16 protein-coding genes and 2 pseudogenes are annotated in these 18,802 nt (G+C 40.5%); 7 read left to right on the top strand and 11 right to left on the bottom strand.

From position 1 onward, the window contains the following. Window positions 1–18 precede the first annotated feature (18 nt). The 3 genes from NCWK1_RS30385 to NCWK1_RS08810 all read right to left on the bottom strand — a co-directional run bounded on the left by NCWK1_RS30385 (window position 19) and on the right by NCWK1_RS08810 (window position 2,742). Entirely contained in the window at window positions 19–150 is a 132-nt protein-coding gene (locus NCWK1_RS30385; RefSeq protein WP_281259102.1) for a hypothetical protein, read from the bottom strand. Further along, window positions 147–1,604 carry an ABC transporter ATP-binding protein gene (locus tag NCWK1_RS08815; RefSeq protein ID WP_103124450.1) on the bottom strand — a complete coding sequence of 486 codons (1,458 nt, stop codon included), beginning with the start codon at window positions 1,602–1,604 and terminating at the stop codon, window positions 147–149. The genes NCWK1_RS30385 and NCWK1_RS08815 overlap by 4 nt, the downstream gene beginning before the upstream one ends. Before the next feature lie 82 nt (window positions 1,605–1,686). Further along, the gene (locus NCWK1_RS08810) at window positions 1,687–2,742 is read right to left on the bottom strand and encodes a BMP family protein (protein ID WP_103124449.1); all 1,056 of its coding nucleotides are present in this window, start codon (window positions 2,740–2,742) and stop codon (window positions 1,687–1,689) included. A gap of 204 nt (window positions 2,743–2,946) precedes the next feature. Between NCWK1_RS08810 and NCWK1_RS08805 the strand changes: the two genes are divergently transcribed. The 4 genes from NCWK1_RS08805 to NCWK1_RS08790 all read left to right on the top strand — a co-directional run bounded on the left by NCWK1_RS08805 (window position 2,947) and on the right by NCWK1_RS08790 (window position 6,120). Then, window positions 2,947–3,390: a hypothetical protein gene (locus NCWK1_RS08805; protein ID WP_096579595.1), complete on the top strand. Its 444-nt coding sequence runs from the start codon at window positions 2,947–2,949 to the stop codon at window positions 3,388–3,390. 384 nt (window positions 3,391–3,774) lie between these two features. Next, on the top strand, window positions 3,775–5,142 hold the full coding sequence (locus NCWK1_RS08800; protein ID WP_103124448.1) for an NAD(P)/FAD-dependent oxidoreductase: 1,368 nt from the start codon (window positions 3,775–3,777) through the stop codon (window positions 5,140–5,142). A gap of 305 nt (window positions 5,143–5,447) precedes the next feature. Continuing rightward, the gene (locus NCWK1_RS08795) at window positions 5,448–5,711 is read left to right on the top strand and encodes a Precorrin-3B methylase (RefSeq protein ID WP_103124447.1); all 264 of its coding nucleotides are present in this window, start codon (window positions 5,448–5,450) and stop codon (window positions 5,709–5,711) included. A 70-nt stretch (window positions 5,712–5,781) separates the two neighbouring features. Continuing rightward, window positions 5,782–6,120, top strand: a complete 339-nt coding sequence (locus NCWK1_RS08790) for a hypothetical protein (protein WP_103124446.1) — start codon at window positions 5,782–5,784, stop codon at window positions 6,118–6,120. A 160-nt stretch (window positions 6,121–6,280) separates the two neighbouring features. Here NCWK1_RS08790 and NCWK1_RS08785 read toward each other — a convergent pair whose 3' ends face one another. From NCWK1_RS08785 to NCWK1_RS08765, 4 genes and pseudogenes are all read right to left on the bottom strand, one after another. Beyond that, the gene (locus tag NCWK1_RS08785; protein ID WP_103124565.1) at window positions 6,281–7,606 is read right to left on the bottom strand and encodes an NAD(P)/FAD-dependent oxidoreductase; all 1,326 of its coding nucleotides are present in this window, start codon (window positions 7,604–7,606) and stop codon (window positions 6,281–6,283) included. Between the two features lie 152 nt (window positions 7,607–7,758). Continuing rightward, window positions 7,759–7,944 (bottom strand): annotated as a pseudogene (locus NCWK1_RS08780) (helix-turn-helix domain-containing protein); the annotation flags it as partial. A 115-nt stretch (window positions 7,945–8,059) separates the two neighbouring features. After that, window positions 8,060–9,454 (bottom strand): tRNA uridine-5-carboxymethylaminomethyl(34) synthesis GTPase MnmE, encoded by a 1,395-nt coding sequence (gene mnmE, locus NCWK1_RS08770; RefSeq protein WP_103124445.1) that lies wholly within the window; start codon window positions 9,452–9,454, stop codon window positions 8,060–8,062. A gap of 141 nt (window positions 9,455–9,595) precedes the next feature. After that, complete coding sequence (locus tag NCWK1_RS08765; protein ID WP_103124444.1) at window positions 9,596–10,258, bottom strand: class I SAM-dependent methyltransferase; 663 nt, start codon at window positions 10,256–10,258, stop codon at window positions 9,596–9,598. A 528-nt stretch (window positions 10,259–10,786) separates the two neighbouring features. Between NCWK1_RS08765 and NCWK1_RS08760 the strand changes: the two genes are divergently transcribed. Next, entirely contained in the window at window positions 10,787–11,653 is an 867-nt protein-coding gene (locus tag NCWK1_RS08760; protein ID WP_096579581.1) for an SDR family oxidoreductase, read from the top strand. 255 nt (window positions 11,654–11,908) lie between these two features. Here the strand turns inward: NCWK1_RS08760 and NCWK1_RS29075 are convergent, their stop codons facing one another. The 3 genes from NCWK1_RS29075 to NCWK1_RS08745 all read right to left on the bottom strand — a co-directional run bounded on the left by NCWK1_RS29075 (window position 11,909) and on the right by NCWK1_RS08745 (window position 15,949). Further along, window positions 11,909–12,115, bottom strand: a complete 207-nt coding sequence (locus tag NCWK1_RS29075; RefSeq protein WP_146033965.1) for a hypothetical protein — start codon at window positions 12,113–12,115, stop codon at window positions 11,909–11,911. Between the two features lie 59 nt (window positions 12,116–12,174). Then, window positions 12,175–14,394 (bottom strand): alkaline phosphatase family protein, encoded by a 2,220-nt coding sequence (locus NCWK1_RS08750; protein WP_103124443.1) that lies wholly within the window; start codon window positions 14,392–14,394, stop codon window positions 12,175–12,177. Window positions 14,395–14,719: 325 nt separating this feature from the next. Next, the gene (locus NCWK1_RS08745; RefSeq protein WP_245894862.1) at window positions 14,720–15,949 is read right to left on the bottom strand and encodes an L-lactate MFS transporter; all 1,230 of its coding nucleotides are present in this window, start codon (window positions 15,947–15,949) and stop codon (window positions 14,720–14,722) included. A gap of 236 nt (window positions 15,950–16,185) precedes the next feature. Here NCWK1_RS08745 and NCWK1_RS08740 point away from each other — a divergent pair, with 236 nt between their 5' ends. Continuing rightward, complete coding sequence (locus NCWK1_RS08740) at window positions 16,186–17,097, top strand: cation diffusion facilitator family transporter (protein ID WP_103124441.1); 912 nt, start codon at window positions 16,186–16,188, stop codon at window positions 17,095–17,097. Here the strand turns inward: NCWK1_RS08740 and NCWK1_RS30685 are convergent. Continuing rightward, window positions 17,091–17,174, bottom strand: a pseudogene (locus tag NCWK1_RS30685) (alpha/beta fold hydrolase); the annotation flags it as partial. The gene NCWK1_RS08740 and the pseudogene NCWK1_RS30685 sit on opposite strands and share 7 nt — an antisense overlap. A 318-nt stretch (window positions 17,175–17,492) precedes the next feature. On the opposite strand from NCWK1_RS30685, the gene NCWK1_RS08730 reads away from it, so the two are divergent. Beyond that, window positions 17,493–18,617 carry a hypothetical protein gene (locus NCWK1_RS08730; protein ID WP_187308091.1) on the top strand — a complete coding sequence of 375 codons (1,125 nt, stop codon included), beginning with the start codon at window positions 17,493–17,495 and terminating at the stop codon, window positions 18,615–18,617. The last annotated feature ends 185 nt before the right edge of the window (window positions 18,618–18,802 follow it).

Genomic DNA, 18,802 nt, shown 5'->3' with positions numbered 1-18,802 from the left:
TGGGGTTATCACTATTTCTCAATAAATTTCACTTAGCAAATCAGTCCGCAGATCATCAAGATTACCATGCTTGACTATACCTGTTCTAATTGCCTCTAGTGTTTGTATAGCATTTGAAGCAATTTCTTTACGCCGTTGTTCAATAGTCATTTGCTACTTCCAGCCATCAATAAACCAATTTCTTCCACTGTTGAAGTCTGTGCGTCTAAAATAGCGACGAACTTACCTCTGTAGATTACGGCAATGCGATCGCTCATAGCCATGATTTCTTCTAACTCAGTAGAAATATACAGTATTGCCGCACCGCGATCGCGTTCTGCTAACAACTGCGAATGTACCATCGCTGTCGCCCCTACATCTAACCCTCGTGTGGGTTGCATAGCAACAATTAAATCAGGTTCACCTGCAAGTTCTCGCGCTAAAACTACTTTTTGTTGATTTCCACCCGAAAGTTGACTGACTTTGATATCTTCTCCTGTTGCGCGGATATCGAATGTTTGCATTGCAGCGTGGGCGTGATTGTTAATTGCTGCTGATTGTAATAAATAATTGCGACAAAAGGGCAAGTTTTTAAAAGCTTTTAAAATTAAATTTTGGGCAATGCTAAATTGTAATATTAAACCTATATTTTGCCTATCTTCAGGGATATAAGCAATAGTTTGAGAATTCTCTAAATGAATTTTACCTTGTCTAATCTTGCGTAAACCTGCGATCGCATCGGCTAATTCTCTTTGTCCATTGCCATCAACACCAGCAATTCCTAATATCTCCCCTGCATGTATTTGAAAGGAAACATCACAAACCGCATTAATACCTCTATCATCTGTAACTTGTAAATTATCCACCCTCAATATTACTTTTCCTGTTGAAGCTGGTGATTTATTAATGTTTAAATCAACTTCATGTCCTATCATTAATTCTGCTAGTTTTTGAGGTGTTGCTGCTTGAGTACTTATTGTTACAATTACTTTTCCCCTGCGTAATATGGTGACTGTATCGCAAAGGTTTATTACTTCTTCTAACTTATGACTGATAAAAATAATTGTGTTCCCCGCTGCGGCTAATTGACGTAAGATAAAAATTAACGATTTCACCTCTGGTGGTGTTAGGACTGCGGTTGGTTCATCAAGAATTAAAAGCTTGGCTTGGCGGTAAAGAACTTTGAGAATTTCGACACGCTGTTGTGTTCCCACTGGTAAATCTGCTACTTTTGCTGTGGGTTCAATTTCTAAACCATAAGCTTGAGATAAAGCCGCAATTTCTTGATGCTTTTGTCGCAGATTTAAGCGCCAGCTATTTTCTAAACCTAAGATAATATTTTCGGTAACAGTTAACTGAGGTATTAGCATGAAATGTTGATGAATCATGCCAATACCTAGTTTTGTTGCGTCATTAGGTGAGTTGATGTTTACTGGTTTATTTTGTATGTAAATGTGTCCAGCATCAGGTTGATATAGACCACTAATAATCTTCATTAAAGTGGTCTTACCAGCACCATTTTCACCTAAAATTGCATGAATTTGCCCTGAGTTAACACTCAAGTTAATGTTATCGTTGGCAATAAATGAGCCGAAGCTTTTAGTTATATTTTCTAAATAAAGCATTGAATTTACGGCTTTTTGAAACGCAGAGTTACGCAAAGGTCAGCGCAGAGTTAGGCGGAGTTGTTATTGAAAGTTTATCTAATTATGCTGATGATTTCTTGACACAACGGGTATCTTTACCAGCTTCTTTGCAATTTTCAAATGTCAGTTTTTTATCGATAATTTCTTGTTTTACTTTCAGGGCATTATTTTTCACTTGTTCTGGTACGACTGCGCTAAAGTTTCCTAAAGTTAATATATCTGGTCTTTCTAACCCGATGGCATATATTTGCCCTTTTAATTGTTTTTGTTTACTTAATTCTGCTAAGTAAGCTATGGCTAAATCTAATCTTTTCACCGCACTGGTTAATACTGCCTTTGGTGCAACATCTAATTGGTCTTTTGTATTACCAAAGGCATAAACACCTTTATCACTGGCGGTTTGTAAAACTGCGGGTGAGGCGCTATCTAACCATTGATAAATCACATCTGCACCAGAGGAAATTAAGGCGAGAGTTGCTTCTTTAGCCTTGGCGACATCATTCCAATCGCCTGTAAATGTGGAAACAATTTGAATATTTGGTTTAACTGATTTTGCACCTAATTCAAAGCCGCGTAATTCTTCTTGGGTGGCTTGAAATTCCTGCCCAGCAATGTAAGCTAATTTATTAGATTTGGTCATATCAGCAGCAATAATCCCGCACAAGTAGCTACCTTGTAAGTGATCTATGCGTAAAGAAGCGATATTTGCACCTTTCACATTCCCATTCACCCCGACAAAAAATGTATTGGGAAATTGTGTCGCCACTTGTTCTACTGCTGCATCAAATTGTCCACCGTGGGCAAAGACTAAATTGTACCCTTTACGAGCAAAATCTGTTAATACCTCTGTTTGATCGGCTTGGGCGACTTGTTCTATATATGCAACTTCTGCACCCAGTTTTTGTTTAGCTAGGTTTACGCCTTCGTAACCAGACTGATTCCAGGCTTTATCGCTGATGACTCCAGGGAGGGCGATCGCTATTTTAAACCCTTGATTGCCACTACTCGCTGTTGGTGTCTGGGTTTGGTTACTGCTACAAGCTTTGAGTAATAAGCTGGTAGCAAAGGTGGCTGAACCATAAAAAACAAATTGACGGCGACTAAAATTTAGTCTCATACACTAGCCTGTTGATTAATTTATGTTCAATACTAAATTACTCGTAATTGTTCACTTAGAGTTAAAAAAATAACCATCTTGGATTTTACGTGGGTATGTAATATAAAAGCCAGACTTATTTGTATGTTGTGAGTCTCATCACAGTAGCAGCCTGATGACTGAAATAAAATTAGTTATTTTATATCAATAAATACACAGTCATCTATGGATTTACTACAACTAATTTTAGTGCTAGGTCAACTTACTGGAATTGTAGACGCACAAAAAATCCAGGCTAAAGATAACCCAGGACAGGAATTAAATAGAGTTGTGAATCAATCTCAAATATCGACCTTCCGGGGAAAATTAATTTATGAAGAAATTCCGCCTGTGATGTCGCTTCGCGCTTATCAAGGTGAAGAATTCTTTTTGATTAGCGATACATCAAACCACAATAGATTAATTTTGCGTCCATCCCTTCAAGTTTCTCATACCAAATTGCAATCATTTCATAATCAACAAGTTGAAATTACAACCAAGTATGTAGAAGGGACTCGTCCAAATCTTGCAGAAACTGCTTGTCCCTTGGATGCTGATGGTCAATGTCTGCTTCAAGGTGAGGGTTATCAAGTTTTATCTATAGTGCGATTCAACCCTCATGCTAAATAAGCACTTCGCTATCAATCTTGGCGTGAAGTATAAAATTATTCAATTTTGTTCTTAATATTTATGAGAGTATTGACTCATTTTATTTACAACTATTTAGTTAGTTGCTAATTATCAATAAAGACAATTTTATAGCACTCATAATCGTCACAAATTGATTAATTATACTTAGCGCCTTATTTCCTCTGATGCTCATAATACAAGGTTTTCACGATTAGCAATCAAAATGGGATTTGGGTAAATAGTACTAGAAAACTCAAAATTCGTAACTTGAATGAATTTAATTATTTTTCCAATTGTTCAACATAGACTGTAACAAATATCATGAATTTGTTACACATTAGTTAAGAATAGTTACAAACCTCTTAACACAAGGAAATATTAATTATGCAAGCTTCACTTGAGAATCATCAACCACATGAAGTCGTAATCATTGGTGGTGGCTTTGGTGGACTATATGCAGCAAAGGCACTTGCCAAAGCGAATGTCAATGTTACCCTCATCGATAAAAGAAACTTTCATTTATTTCAGCCACTTTTATATCAAGTTGCAACTGGAGCGTTATCACCTGCTGATATTTCCGCACCATTGCGCTCAATCCTCAGCAAAAGCAAAAATACCAAAGTGGTGCTAGGAGAAGTAAATGATATTGATTCAGAAGCACAACAAGTTATTTTGGCTGATAGAATAATTCCTTATGATACATTAATTGTTGCCACAGGTGCAAAGCATTCTTACTTTGGTAAAGATAATTGGAGAGAAGTTGCGCCTGGCTTGAAAACTGTTGAAGATGCAATCGAAATGCGTCGGCGGATATTTAAGGCATTTGAAGCAGCAGAACATGAAACTGATCCGCAAAAACGCCGTGCTTTGCTGACTTTTGTAATTGTGGGTGCTGGCCCTACAGGTGTAGAATTAGCAGGTGCGATCGCCGAATTAGCATATAAAACCCTGCAAGAAGACTTCCGCAACATCGACACCTCCGAAACCAAAATTTTACTATTACAAGGTGGCGATCGCATCCTCCCACACATTTCGCCAGAATTATCCCAAGAAGCAGAAAAATCCTTAACACAACTGGGTGTGATTGTCCAGACAAAAACCAGAGTCACCAACATTGAAAACGATATCATTACCCTCAAGCAAGGTGATGAATTCAAAGAAATAGCCGCCAAAACTGTATTATGGGCAGCAGGCGTGCAAGGTTCAGCAATGGGTAAAGTCTTAACCCAAAAAACTGGGGTAGAATGCGATCGCAGCGGACGAGTGATTGTCGAACCAGACTTAAGCATTAAAGGACACAAAAACATTTTCGTTGTCGGAGACTTAGCCAACTTCTCCCACCAAAACGGTCAACCCCTCCCTGGTGTCGCACCCGTAGCCAAACAAGAAGGCGAATACGTTGCAGCATTAATTCAAAAACGTCTGCAAGGTAAAACCCTACGACCATTTAAATACACTGATTTTGGCAATCTAGCCATGATTGGCAAAAATTCAGCCGTTGTAGACATAGGTTTGATCAAATTAAAAGGCTTTTCTGCATGGGTATTCTGGCTATTGATTCATATCTACTTCTTAATTGAGTTTGACAGCAAAGTGTTAGTAATGATTCAGTGGGCATGGAACTACCTCACCCGTAGACGGAGCGCTAGATTGATTACCGAAAAAGAATCCTTAGCATTCGCTACATTTGAAGATAGTCATAGCAGAAATAACTACACACCAGCCAACAATAGACAGCCACTAAACGCCTAATCCGTTTATCTCTGCGTAAATCCTCAAATTACTGACTGCGATCGCTTCTTGTTTAACTAAACTTAACTTTTAAAATAGATATCTATAGTTTATCGGTAAAAAATTACGGCATTACTGAATATGAGAATGAAAATTAAAAGTTCAATCTCTCAAACTCTTATTCTCCGCGTCTCTGCGTGAGATAATCCATCCCCAAAATAATGCTGAGTTCTTCCGTTATCAAAAGTTAGGTTGCAATTTGCTCATATCAGTCAAAATCGCTACGATGTCATTAGTAATGATTGATCAAATTCCAGCATTTGCAAATGGCAAACCAAGAAACTCCACTTATCGGTGAAGCGTTAATTAAAGAAGTCTGTCGGCGAATTCGAGTAGCTCGGAACTATTGGGATGCTCACAACAACGCTGCTTGTCGGGGTGAGCGTGAACGAGCATTAGCTCTCTATAACAAACTGACTAAAGAAGAAAAAGAGCAAATTCCCCAAGTGTTGCGTGTGTGGCTGCGTTATCGTAGTGAAAAATACTTTGGTACACACAGAACACCACCCAAGTCAAAACGAAAATCTTAATAGTCTTTGCTGGTATATAGATTTTTGATTGAGCAATATTGCTGCTCTACTAAAATGCTGAGAAAATTTTATGAATAATTTAGTAAAAATCAAAGCAGGATTACTATTTGTAATTCTGACGACACATTTAGGAATTTATTCTCCTGTACAGGCTGACACTAACCGGAAGATAGGCCAAAACCAACAGTACATCAAGAAACCAACAACATCTCAAGAACTCTGGCAAAGATTTAGACAACGACAAGATGAAATTAGACTACAACAACAACATCGAATCGAACAATTTCGTATCGAAAATCAACTCAGACAACAACAAGTTGAGCCATTAATAATAGATAGACTCAGGCAACAACAAAGACAAGAATTAGAGACATTTAGATTACAACAAAAACTGAGAAACCCATACTAAAGATCCTGAAGCTGCAAAACAAATGAGCAAGAGAAGGTAAAGGAAGTATATCTGGAAGTTTGTGCTTAGTAGATATTTCTATTAGCAAAATGACCCTGATTATAATTTCAAAAATGCCTTGTTTGCAGCTTGAAGTTTTAATGTTGAGAATTAGCTACAGCTAATGACTACCACTACTGACAGGTTTTGGTTCAACAAATGCTTCTCGACCTGTAATTAATCTAGAGCGACGATTTCGAGTAATATAATTCCACGCCCACTGAAATACTACTAGTAATTTGGTGTCAAACTCGATTAAGAAGTAGATGTGAACTAATAGCCAAAATGCCCAAGCTAGGAAACCTTGGAGTTTGATAAAGCCTAAATCGACAACAGCCAAATTTTGCCCAATCATTGCCAAACTACCTACATCGTTGTAATGGAATTGTGGCAAAGTATGACCTTTAAGCCGTTTTTGAATAAGTTTAGCTACATATTCACCTTGTTGTTTAGCTACAGGTGCAACACCCGGTAAGGGTTTCATTGCTTGATGGGAAAAGTTGGCTAAATCTCCAACTACAAAAATATTTTTATAGTCCCTAACAGTCAAGTTCGGTTCGACAATCACACGTCCGGCGTGGTCGCACTCTACATCTGTACGTTCTGCTAAGATTTGCCCCATTGCGGAAGCTTTGACACCTGCGGCCCACAATATGGTTTTTGTGGTTATTTCTTTAACTTCGCCGCCTTGCTTGAAAGTAACGGTGTCATTTTCAATGTTTGTCACCCTAGTGTTGGTATGGATAACTGCACCCAACTTCCGCAAAGATTGTGCAGCTACTTCCGACAATTCAGGTGCAATGTGTGGGAGGATGCGATCGCCACCTTGTAATAGTAAAATTCTGGTTTCTGAGGTGTCGATGTTGCGAAAATCTTCTTTGAGGGTTTTGTATGCTAATTCAGCGATCGCACCGGCTAATTCTACACCTGTAGGGCCACCACCTACAAGCACAAAAGTCAACCAAGCACGGCGCTTTTCAGGATCAGTTTCTTTTTCTGCGGCTTCAAATGCACCAAATATCCGCCGGCGCATCTCAATCGCATCTTCCACAGTTTTTAAGCCAGGCGCAACATCTTTCCAGTCATCTTTCCCAAAATAGGAATGATTAGCACCCGTAGCAACCACTAATGTGTCATAGGGTATTACTTGATCACCCATCATCACTTTTTGGGCTTTGGGATCAATATCGCTGACTTCTCCCAACAACACCTGTGTATTCTTACTTTTGCTAAATACGGCTCGCAATGGTGAGGAAATGTCTCCAGGTGATAAAGTGCCTGTGGCAACTTGATATAAAAGTGGCTGAAATAAATGAAAGTTACGTTTATCAATCAGAGTAACATTGACGTTAGCTTTAGCCAGATGTTTTGCTGTATATAATCCACCAAAGCCACCACCTACAATTACTACCTGATGTGGTTTATTTTTATCACCTGAGACTTCCATAAAAATATTTCCTTGTGTTAAGAGCGTTGTAACTTTTCTTAACAAAGATGTAACAGCATTATCTTCAGGTTGCCGTTTACTTATCACAATTTAAAAAACACAAAAAGTAGTCAAAGTTATAAAATTAATCCCGACGCTGACAAATATTTCTGTTAGTAAGTATCGGCATTTCTACCTCCTGCTATCAGTAAACGTAAACGTTCAACATCCTTCATCGGCGGCGCACCGAACATCCGAGAATATTCGCGGCTGAAATGTGAGGGGCTTTCATAACCTACTTGATAAGCAGCATTAGCTGCATCTGATTTTTCTGCCAGCATCAGACGACGTGCTTCCAAAAAGTCTCTGCAACCAGATGCGATCGCTCAAGCAGTCTTGTATGCTGTGTCTCAACCGGATAATGTAGATATTAATGAAGTGATTGTCCGACCAACAGCCAGCCCTGTGTAAAGTTTATTTACCAATACAAAAGCGGCTAAAAATGCGATCTAAAACCGACTCGGTAACTTCTTCGCCAGTAATTTCTCCTAATGCTTGAATAGCACCACGCAAATCAATTGTCCAAAAGTCAAGGGGTAATTGTTGAGCAATTGTAGCTTGTACTTGTTCTAAGGAGATTTTAGCTTGAGTTAAAGCGGCTGCTTGTCTTTGATTAATTGCTAAATCCATATCAGCCGCTTGAATTTTTTCTAGTTTTACTTTTGCTAAAATCGCCGTTTCTAAATCATCAATCCCTCGATTTTGAGAAGCGGCAGTGAGGATTTTAGATTTTGGATTTTGGATTTTGGATTGGAGGTCTTTGCTTGTAGTTTCATCAACTAAATCAACTTTATTAATGACTAAAATTAAGGGACGATGTTGTACTTGGGCGTAAATTTCTTGGTCGCCTTCAGTCCAACCTGCGCCAGCATCGATGGTAAACAAAACTAAATCGGCAGCATTAGCAGCACGACGCGATCGCTCTACGCCGATTTTTTCTACTTGGTCTGCGGTTTCTCGAATGCCTGCGGTGTCTAGCACTTGTATCGGAATTCCACCCACCACTAATTGCGATTCCACCACATCGCGGGTTGTACCGGGTAAATCTGTCACAATGGCGCGATCGCTCCGGCTCCAAGCATTCAACAAGCTCGATTTACCCACATTCGGACGACCTACAATTGCCACTTTTAACCCTGTACGCAACAGTTCACCTTTATCTCTTGTGGCTAATAACTGAGTAATTTCGGCGGTAATCTTGTCAATTTCTGAGATAATGCTCTTATCATCCAGCGGGGGTAAATCTTCCTCAAAATCGATTCTGGCTTCAATTTCTGCCAAAATATCTAAACAGTTAGCGCGTAACTGGCGGATGGGATAAGCTAATTTTCCTTGTAAACCAGCTAAAGCAGTTTGGGCGGCTTGGGGAGATTTCGCCCCGACTAAATCAGCAATACTTTCAGCTTGGGTTAAATCTAGTCTGCCATTCAAAAACGCTCGTAAGGTAAATTCTCCCGGCTGTGCTAATCTTGCGCCATTTTCCAGACATAATTGCAAAACTTGTTGGACAGCAATAATTCCACCATGACAATGAAATTCCACCACATCTTCGCGGGTGTAAGAACGCGGTGCTTGCATCACTAACAGTAAGGCTTCATCTATTAGTTGTTGCGTCTGGGGATGGCGAATGTAACCGTAGAGAATGCGATGGCTTTCCCAAGCTTGCTTTCCGGGGGCGTGAAATAACATTTGGGCGATCGCCATTGCTTGAGAACCAGACACGCGCACAATACTGACGCTACCTTGTTGGGGGACAACAGCAGTAGCGATCGCCGCGATGGTTCCAGTAGTGGCAAAGATTTCTGACATTGTTTATTTATCTCCAGCAGAGGCAAGGCAGCGCGTTGGGGAGACAGTGCATTGCGGAGGTTCCCTCCGTTGTAGCAACTGTCGTCGGCTTTGCCGACTTGAAGCGACTGCCGCGCAGAGGCGCAAAGGTCTTTTTGAGAGTTAGTTCTTAAGTGCCAAGGTTAAGCCGTCGGCGATGGGAATTAAACTAAGGGTAATGCGGGAATCTTGGTGGAGTTTTTGATTGAAAGCGCGGATTTTTTTGGTGCGATTGTCTTGAACTTGGCTATCTGCAACTCTACCTGACCATAAAACATTATCAATTGCAATTAATCCACTTGGACGGACTAGTTGTAGCGATCGCTCATAATAATTATCATAATTGCTTTTGTCGGCATCGATGAACGCAAAATCAAAGGTTTCGGCTTCACCACTGGCTAACAATCGATCTAAAGTTTCCAGTGCTGGGGCGATGTGTAGGTCTATTTTCTCGGCGACTCCGGCTTGTTGCCAATAACGACGAGCGATCGCGGTAAACTCTTCACTAATATCACAAGCTACAACTTTGCCTGTTTTTGGCAGTGCTAACGCCACAACTAAAGTACTATAGCCCGTAAATACCCCAATTTCTAAAGTTTTCTGCGCTCCTATTAACTGTACTAGCAAAGACATCAACTGCCCTTGTTCTGGTGCAATTTGCATTCTTCCCATTGGATGTTGGGCGGTTTCTTGGCGTAATTGCGTTAATATTTCTGGTTCGCGCACAGACACAGAAAGCAAATATTCATATAAATTTGGCTCTAAACCCAACGTTTGAGTAGTCATTAATCTGAAAAGCGCTGTAATTGGGAATACATAGTAATTTTAAATTACTCTGAACAAACGTTCTCAAGTTCCTCTGCGTTCTCTGCGTCTCTACGGTTCGTTTTTCAATATGAATATCAACTCAACTTTATCCTTTAACTATAGACAGAAGATAAAAATAATTTTGGTTAATTGATGTCCCCCTCCAGATTGAGTATCCAGATAATCTTATTCCATCTTCAGAGTGATTAATCCTCAAAAATTAATAGCTAACTTAAAAACAGATGAAGAGACTTAAATTCTTTATCTATAAGTAAAGTTGTGTACTTTGTTTTTTGTGGTCAGATTAAGAGCGTGTTTTGGGTGTGAGGAGAATTAATCTCAGTTGATTATATTTGGCTAATATCCGGGGTAAAAATGCACCAGCTTACGATATGTAAGTAAAAGCAAAATCTATCAGTAAACCTTGGCTTGATTCTTCGATCCAAGGTTTATTTATAGGCATTTTTTCACCAAAAAACACAACAATAGATTATCAGGAGAAATCCGATGGTAGCATCAACACAACAAGAAAAATTACAACCGCCACAGCAGCAAAAACCACCAGGTACTGAATCGCAAATGCAGCCAAGACCGAAAGCTAAAGATGAACAGTATCGCGGTAGTGGTAAATTAAAAAATAAAGTTGCATTAATTACAGGTGGAGATAGTGGTATTGGTCGTGCTGTAGCGATTGCATTTGCTAAAGAAGGCGCAGATGTCGCAATTGTTTACCTGAATGAACATGGAGATGCAACAGAAACAAAAAATTTAGTAGAACAACAAGGTAGACGCGCGTTAACTATAGCAGGTGACATTACGGACGAAACTGTTTGTCAAAATGCTGTAAAACAAACACTAGGTGAATTTGGTAAACTAGATATTTTGGTAAATAACGCCGCTGAACAACACCCACAAAAAAGCATTGAAGATATTACCAAAGAACAGTTAGAGAGGACTTTTCGCACAAATATTTTTTCAATGTTTTACCTAACAAAAGCAGCATTAAAACATTTAAAAGCAGGTAGCGCTATCATCAACACTACCTCAGTAACTGCTTATAAAGGTAGTCCTCAACTATTAGATTACTCTGCTACCAAAGGTGCGATCGTGGCTTTTACTCGTTCGCTATCACAAAATTTAGTAGAAAAGAAAATTCGAGTCAATGCTGTCGCACCTGGCCCCATTTGGACACCATTAATTCCCTCAACTTTTCCTGAAGAAAAAGTCGAAACTTTTGGTAAACAAGTACCAATGGAAAGACCAGGACAACCAGAAGAAGTAGCACCTAGTTATGTATTTTTAGCTTCTGATGATGCTTCTTACATTTCTGGTCAAGTCATTCATGTCAATGGTGGAGAAGTTATTAACGGTTAATTAACAAGAAGGAGTTAGAACTTCAAATTATTCTGACTCCCTCTGTATTCAATAAATCATCCCGAAATTATACAAAATTTATTCACGAGTGAATTTTCCGCCTTAGTCTTCTATACTATTGTGTAGTAAAGCTGCGATCGCTTCTGCTTCAGTACCCCCAGCTTTGAGCATGAGTGATGCTACATTCAGCAAATGACTGAATAAATAGTTAAATAGAATTAATTACCCAATGTCATCTTGATATTTAATAAATACTTAATAATAAGCATCTTCTGGTGAACGATTGGTAAAAATGTTGTAAATGTCACAAGTCACATTGTTAATGTGTCGCCTCACATTGTGAATGTAGCAAGTCACACTGTTAATGCGTCGTTTCACATTGCAAATGTAGCAAGTCACATTGTGAATGCGTCGCTTTGTATTGCGAATGTAGCAAGTCACATTGTGAATGCGCCGCTTCACATTAGTCTTGTTTGTTGGGTTTCGCCATCGCTCCACCCAACAAACTTTTTGATAACCTGTTACCTATCACCTCTTCCCTTAATATTTAAAGCTCGTCCCTGAACTGTGGGAGCAGAGGGAACGTTTAGTAAACTGTTGATGGTTGGCGCAATATCAATATTGCGAATTCTGCCAATATTACCACGACGCTGAATGTCAGGGCCAGCAGCATAAAAGATGGCGCTGAGACTTGGGATTGTGGGATCATAACCATGCGCCCCGTAGAAATTTGGTACAGAAAATACAGCGTTATCAGTGTCTCCCAAACGGGTGATGATGGGGCTTTGTACACCGTCAAAGTTGTATCCCTCGCGCATGATTGCAAACACATCACCAGTATCTTGACCGACAAATTCGCTTGTACCTAAGCCAAATTTTGGATCATTGACATCGCTGGGTAATGGACGAGGGTAAATTAAGTCAAAGACTGCTTGTTGTCTTCCCCGCAAGTAATTAGGATTGGTATCTACCAATTCTCGCAACGCTGTGATCAGTTGCTGTTGTAAAGTAATGTATTCCGCGCGACTGACAACACCGTTGGGTTCACGTCCTTGCAGATTAATATAAATGTTGGCGGCTGGCCCTGATGTGACAGCGCGGACTTTAGTTAAATCAAAGCCTCTATTTCTCAGGTAGTTATTTAAGTTAACGGCTGTGTGAAAGGGGGCAAAGCCATGATCGGAAACAACTAAGATGTTACTGTTAGGTGTGCCTTGGCGATTTGTCCCCACTGCGTTGATGATGCGCTGAACGGCATTATTAGCAGCTTGATAACCGGCTTGTACGTAAGTTCTATATCGCGCTACTTTGGCTTTATCTTGTCTAGCGCCAATGGATAATGGATTTGTCGGATCACTAGGCTGACGAGAATCAGTTAATAAAAATTGGTGTTCTGAGCCATCTGGTTGTTCAATATAAACCATGACTAAATCTGCATTAGGATTTTGGTTAATGGCTCTCAATGCTAGTCGAGTTTGATAATCAACAAACAGTTGTACTTGGTCTTGGTAAATAGCTTCTAGTTCGCTGTCGGGGAAAGTGGTAAATCCTGGGCTGAGGCGTTCTGGAATGCGGAAATCAGCTTGGGGAGACCAAAAACCAACATGAGTCAGGATATCATCGACACTAGTTTGCACTGCGGGATTGCGGGGAATCGCATTTGCAGAATAACGTGCAATGCGAACGGTACTCAAATCTGGTGCAAGATTGCTGACGTAAAATGCTGTACCTGCTTGATTAGAACTGCCTTCAAGATAAAATAAACTAGATTTGCGATCGCTCACCTTCACATAAGCCGGGCCAGTTGCAGGTAAACTAAAAGTCCCTGTGGGAATGCCAATTTGAGCATCAAAAAATACTAATGTGTCATAATTGGTGCGGCGATCGCTAGTTGTATCTAGTGCCGCTACTTGAATATCATAATTGACACCACCAACAGTAAACTGATCATTTAAACTTGCTTGTAAAATAGGGCTGTAAGAAATTCTGCCTGCATTATTCAGTTGAGTAACTATTTGACTAGAAGCAGAACTAAAGTCCGCAGTAGTTAAATTAAAACCTCTTGCACCTACCCCCGCAAACGCCCCAAAAGGAACGGTGTAAGATACAGTTCTAGTGCTGGCTGGTTGAATAATGGGGCTATTAGTCAAACCGGGAACTCGGACATCAACACCATCTGCACCGGGAAAGGTAGCCGCCACAACTTGCTTGCCATTGCGCTGAAGCCCAACCCAAATCGGTTCCGCCGTTGGTTGTACACTGGCACTAGGGCCGATTGTGGAATAACCGCCAATTGGTGCGCCAAAACCACTAATGTTAGAGGTAAAGGGACTGGCAACTAAATGGAATGTATTAGAGTTAATATCATTGCGGGCAGCAGTGGAACCTGTACCAATAGCTACGTGACAAGCCGCAGTTAAAGAGGCGCTGCAAGTAATATTTCTTTCAGCATACACACCTTGTCTTTTAAGTAATCCTAATCCTTGGCGGCGATTTAATACACCATCTTTTAAATACTGCTCAACAAAATCTGGTGTGGCACCATCGAGGGAAATTAAAATTACTTTGGGGCTGGATGTAGTGGCTACTGGTTGAGTCGCCATAGAATAATGCACAGTTAAGCTGACGAAAAAAGTCACCAGCACCACAGCAGATAAGCGCAAAAATAACTTATGTCTGAAAGTTTGGCGTAACCACTGCCATGTTTGATTTATGCCATAAAATTTTAAATACTTGCTCACTTGTCCTCCGTTAGTCTTCGACCGTCATTTGCATAGGATGATTGCAGATCAAATTTATTGACGGTACGTTAACGGCAGGCTATGAAAATCTTAAGTTGAGTATTCTAGATAGTTTATTCTGCTGCACTCATAACTAGAATGCTAAAAAAAGAAGCTACTTAAGAAAGTAGCTTCTTTCTGCTAATATCAATCCTCCTGGAAGCTGCACATTATTTTGACCCCTCCCAACTTCTCCTTAACAAAGTGGGGTTTTTCCTATGAGGCTTCATCAAGAATTGGGATAAATTAAAAATATGCAAATAAAATCATGAACAACTGCCAACGCTTAATTAGCTTGGCTAATAGCAGAACTAGAAAAACTACGTTTGAGCATAAACACAGACAACACAATCCCTAAAATTGCTAGTGCTGTAGTTGGGTAAAAGAAAATTGTATAACTGCCAAAAATATCTCTAATTCTGCCAGCTAACAAAGTTCCACCTAAAGCACCTGCACCATAAGCTGTGAAAACTAGACCATAATTTTTGGCATAGTCGGCGGCGGAGAACAAAATCAAGGTGGTAGTAGGAGCGATCGCTAACCAGCCACCAAAAGAAAAATAAAATAGGGCAAATGCTACTAAATAAGTAGCTACAGTTCCTTGTCCAGCCTTTAGCATCATCAGCGATGCAATTAATACTAAAGTAAAAGAAACAATTGCAGCTAACTTGGGGCTGAAACGGTCAGTAAACCACCCAAAAAACAACCTACCTAAAGCATTAAATACTGCAAATAAAGAAACTGTACTTGCGGCTGTGGTTGCATCTAGTTTAATTATTTCTTGGGCTAACGGGCTAGAAATACCAATTGCTGCCAATCCTGAGAATGTACCGATGGTATAGCATAGCCACAAACCGTAAAATGCTGGTGTTTGCAATATTGTCTCGGAATTGGTGAGTGATGTACTTCCCGAAACTGCAACATTGGGATTCCAACCAGCTGGTTTCCAATCTGGAGGGGGTGTTTTTAGGACAGTGGCGATCGCTAAAATAATCAGTGTAAACGTTATACCTAAAATCACAAAAGTTTGCCGCACTCCATAGCTATCAATCAGTGATTTCGCCAAAGGTGCGGTAATTAACGGCGACAACCCAAAACCAATCACAGTTAAACCAACTGCAAGACCTTTTTTATCAGGAAACCACTTAGCTATCACGGCTAACGGTACACCATACACTATACCTACACCCGCACCTGCGATCGCACCATAGGTAAAAGTCAGCAGTTGTAAATTGCCATCCAAACTAGACAAAATATAACCAAGTCCCATAATTACACCACCAACTGCGGTAATCATCCTAGAACCGAAGCGATTGATGTAAAAGCCAGTAATTGGCATCAATACGGCAAACATAATTAGCAAAACCGTAAATGGCAACAAACTTTCTGTTGCATTAATATTCAGTAATTTCTCTAGAGGTTTTCTAAAAATACTCCATGAATAAACAGTGCCAAGGCAGAGTAAAACTGTTGCACCCAGAGGTATCAGCAACCATCTGCCTTTTTCTACTGGCATACCAAAAAGCCGCATATATTACATCTATCCTGTGAAATTATTTTTTCAACAGTATCTCACCTTTTGGGCTGGAAAATAATTTGCAACAATGCTTTTCCTACAATCTCCTGGTCTTTCTTTTGACTTTTGCCTTTTTTTACCAGCCTGTGTTTAAAAAAACCTAAAAATCTGAAGATAGATAAAACTAACAGCTAAATTTGTTACAGTTACGTAAAAATTACAGTTGAGTAGTTTGAATGAGTAGCCAAACAGCCCGTTCTTACGCCTTCTTATCAATTGCAGCCGCAGTAGTGACTATTGGTTTAAAGTTTGGGGCTTACCTACTAACAGGTTCAGTCGGGCTACTGTCTGATGCTATTGAATCATGTGTAAATCTAGTGGCTGCACTGGTAGCGCTATGGGCATTAACTTATGCAGCTAAACCAGCCGATGCCGAACACACCTTTGGCCATTCTAAAGCCGAGTATTTTTCTAGTGGAGCCGAAGGTGCATTAATTATCGTGGCAGCTATTAGCATTGCAGTCGAAGCTTGGGGACGCTTGCTGCATCCAGAACCACTAACTCAACTGGGATTAGGGCTGGTGCTATCATTATTAGCCACAGCAGTTAATGGTGCAGTAGCTGTTGTCTTACTCAAAGCCGGAAAACGCTTACGTTCCATTACCTTGCGAGCAGATGCTCATCACCTATTAACTGATGTCTGGACTTCCGGTGGTGTGATACTCGGAATTTTTCTCGTGCAGGTAACTGGTTGGTTGATACTTGACCCCATCATTGCCCTCTTGGTAGCAGTTAATATTATTTGGGCAGGATTTAATTTACTGCGGGAAACCTTTTCTGGACTACTAGACACGGCTTTACCAAAAGAAGAACTAGATATTATCCGGCAGATATTTAGTGAATACGAACATCAAAATATCCAGTTCCATGCCATGCGCTCTCGGTTAGCAGGAACCCGTCGCTTTATTTCCTTTCACGTTTTAGTCCCAGGCGCTTGGAGTGTGCGCCAAGGACATGATTTATGTGAAGAAATTGAGTTGAAAATTATTCAAGCACTGCCAGGAAGTAGCATTATCACTCACCTGGAGCCTGTAGAAGACCCTATCTCTTGGGATGATATGGAATTGGAGCGTCTCAGTCAACCGTGACTGAAAACGACAGGTTGTCCTGCACACCAATCTTTGTAATATATCTGCGTGCCATCTTGAGTTGTGATCATACTTATCTTTTAGGCTCCTTCATTCGCAAAATTGCAGAAATCGATGTAGCCAATAGCCTTATTGATCAAATTAGGCATTTCACTTCGTCATCAGAATAGAAAATTCGCCCCAACAAAGTAACAATTACTTCATTTTTACAAGACTGACAGTTAATTATTCCGCTTTTCTTAGGATCTTTCTCTTCAATACTAATTAGGATTCATAACCTATTCATAACCCATCTGCGATCGACATCCGATAGTCTAAATTGCTGATGGGAATGGTGTGGGCAGCAATTGTCCAAAAATACACTCACGGATGCCTAAATAATTGAGGAGATGATAATGACAAAGCTTGGCTACTCAATCTTTCACGGCTTCAGTAGTAAACATTTACTACGTCAAATGTGCTTACTGGCCTTAACTTTACCATTCCTGGCATCTGCCACCGCCAATTTAGTAGTGGCTGGAGAGAATGAACGGGAGAACGCAAACTCATCATACGAAATTGGACTTTGGGGCGATCTACCTTACTCAGCTGCCCAAGAAGTTGGGGTAACAAGACTAATCGAAGATATGAATTCCGAGAAACTGGCTTTCACCGTTCATGATGGTGATCTCAAGGCTGGTTCTAATAGTCTTTGCGACAACACACTGTATATCAAGGCGCTCGGCTACTTCAACTCTCTAGAAGCACCGGCAGCCTTTACTCCGGGTGACAACGATTGGACAGACTGCGATCGCCCTTCCAATGGTGGATACAACTCACTCGAACGCCTCGATTACGAGCGTCAGTTATTCTTTAGTACGAATTTTTCCCTAGGGCAGCGTCGGTTATTCCAAGAGGTGCAGACAGCACCACTATGCCTTGGTGTTAATGGTTCAGTGCCTTGTGTTGAGAACCGTCGTTGGACGGTCGGTAGGGTTACTTATGCGACACTCAACATCCAAGGTTCGTGCAATAACCTCTGCGACACTGCACCCTCTCCAGGGGAGTATGCAGCAAGAAATGCAGCTAATATTGCTTGGCTAAAAGAGACCTTCCGAGTAGCTAAGGAACGCAACTCAGCCGCAATTATGTTGATTTCTCAAGCTGACCCTGGTTGGGATCAAAGTGACTCAACTAGAGCGCCTTTGCGTGACCCCAGAACTCTTATACAAACGGATGGACAGCCTGATGGCTTCCAGGAATTTTTATTAGCATTGCGCGATGAGGTGATTGCTTTTCGCAAACCGGTTGCTTATGTACACGGCGATTCACACTATTTTCGGATTGATAGGCCATTTCTAGATGTTCAAGGCAGACGGCTGGAAAACTTCACGCGTGTTGAGACATTTGGCGACAATCAAGGAAACGGCACCAACGATGTACAGTGGCTGAAGGTAAGTGTCAATCCTCGTAGCCGCGAGGTATTTTCATATCAGCCACAGATTGTTCCTGGTAATCGAGTAGCAGTTCCGGCTCCCTAATTATGAGCTTTATCTATCCCAAACCCAATCTTCCTGAGAACTTTTGCAAGAGGTCTAATGTATTTGGCTCATCCTTTTACTAAATAGAAGATTGCGATCGCATAAACTCTGCAAATATCCATAAACGGGATCACACGGAATAAAAAAGCTGTAACTCAAACCCAAACTAAAAAGGCGCTCTCCTC

Origin of the sequence: Nostoc cycadae WK-1, from assembly GCF_002897135.1 — a bacterium.
In the GTDB taxonomy this organism is placed as follows: Bacteria; Cyanobacteriota; Cyanobacteriia; order Cyanobacteriales; family Nostocaceae; genus Nostoc_B.
This window is presented reverse-complemented; position numbering and strand designations above follow the sequence as displayed.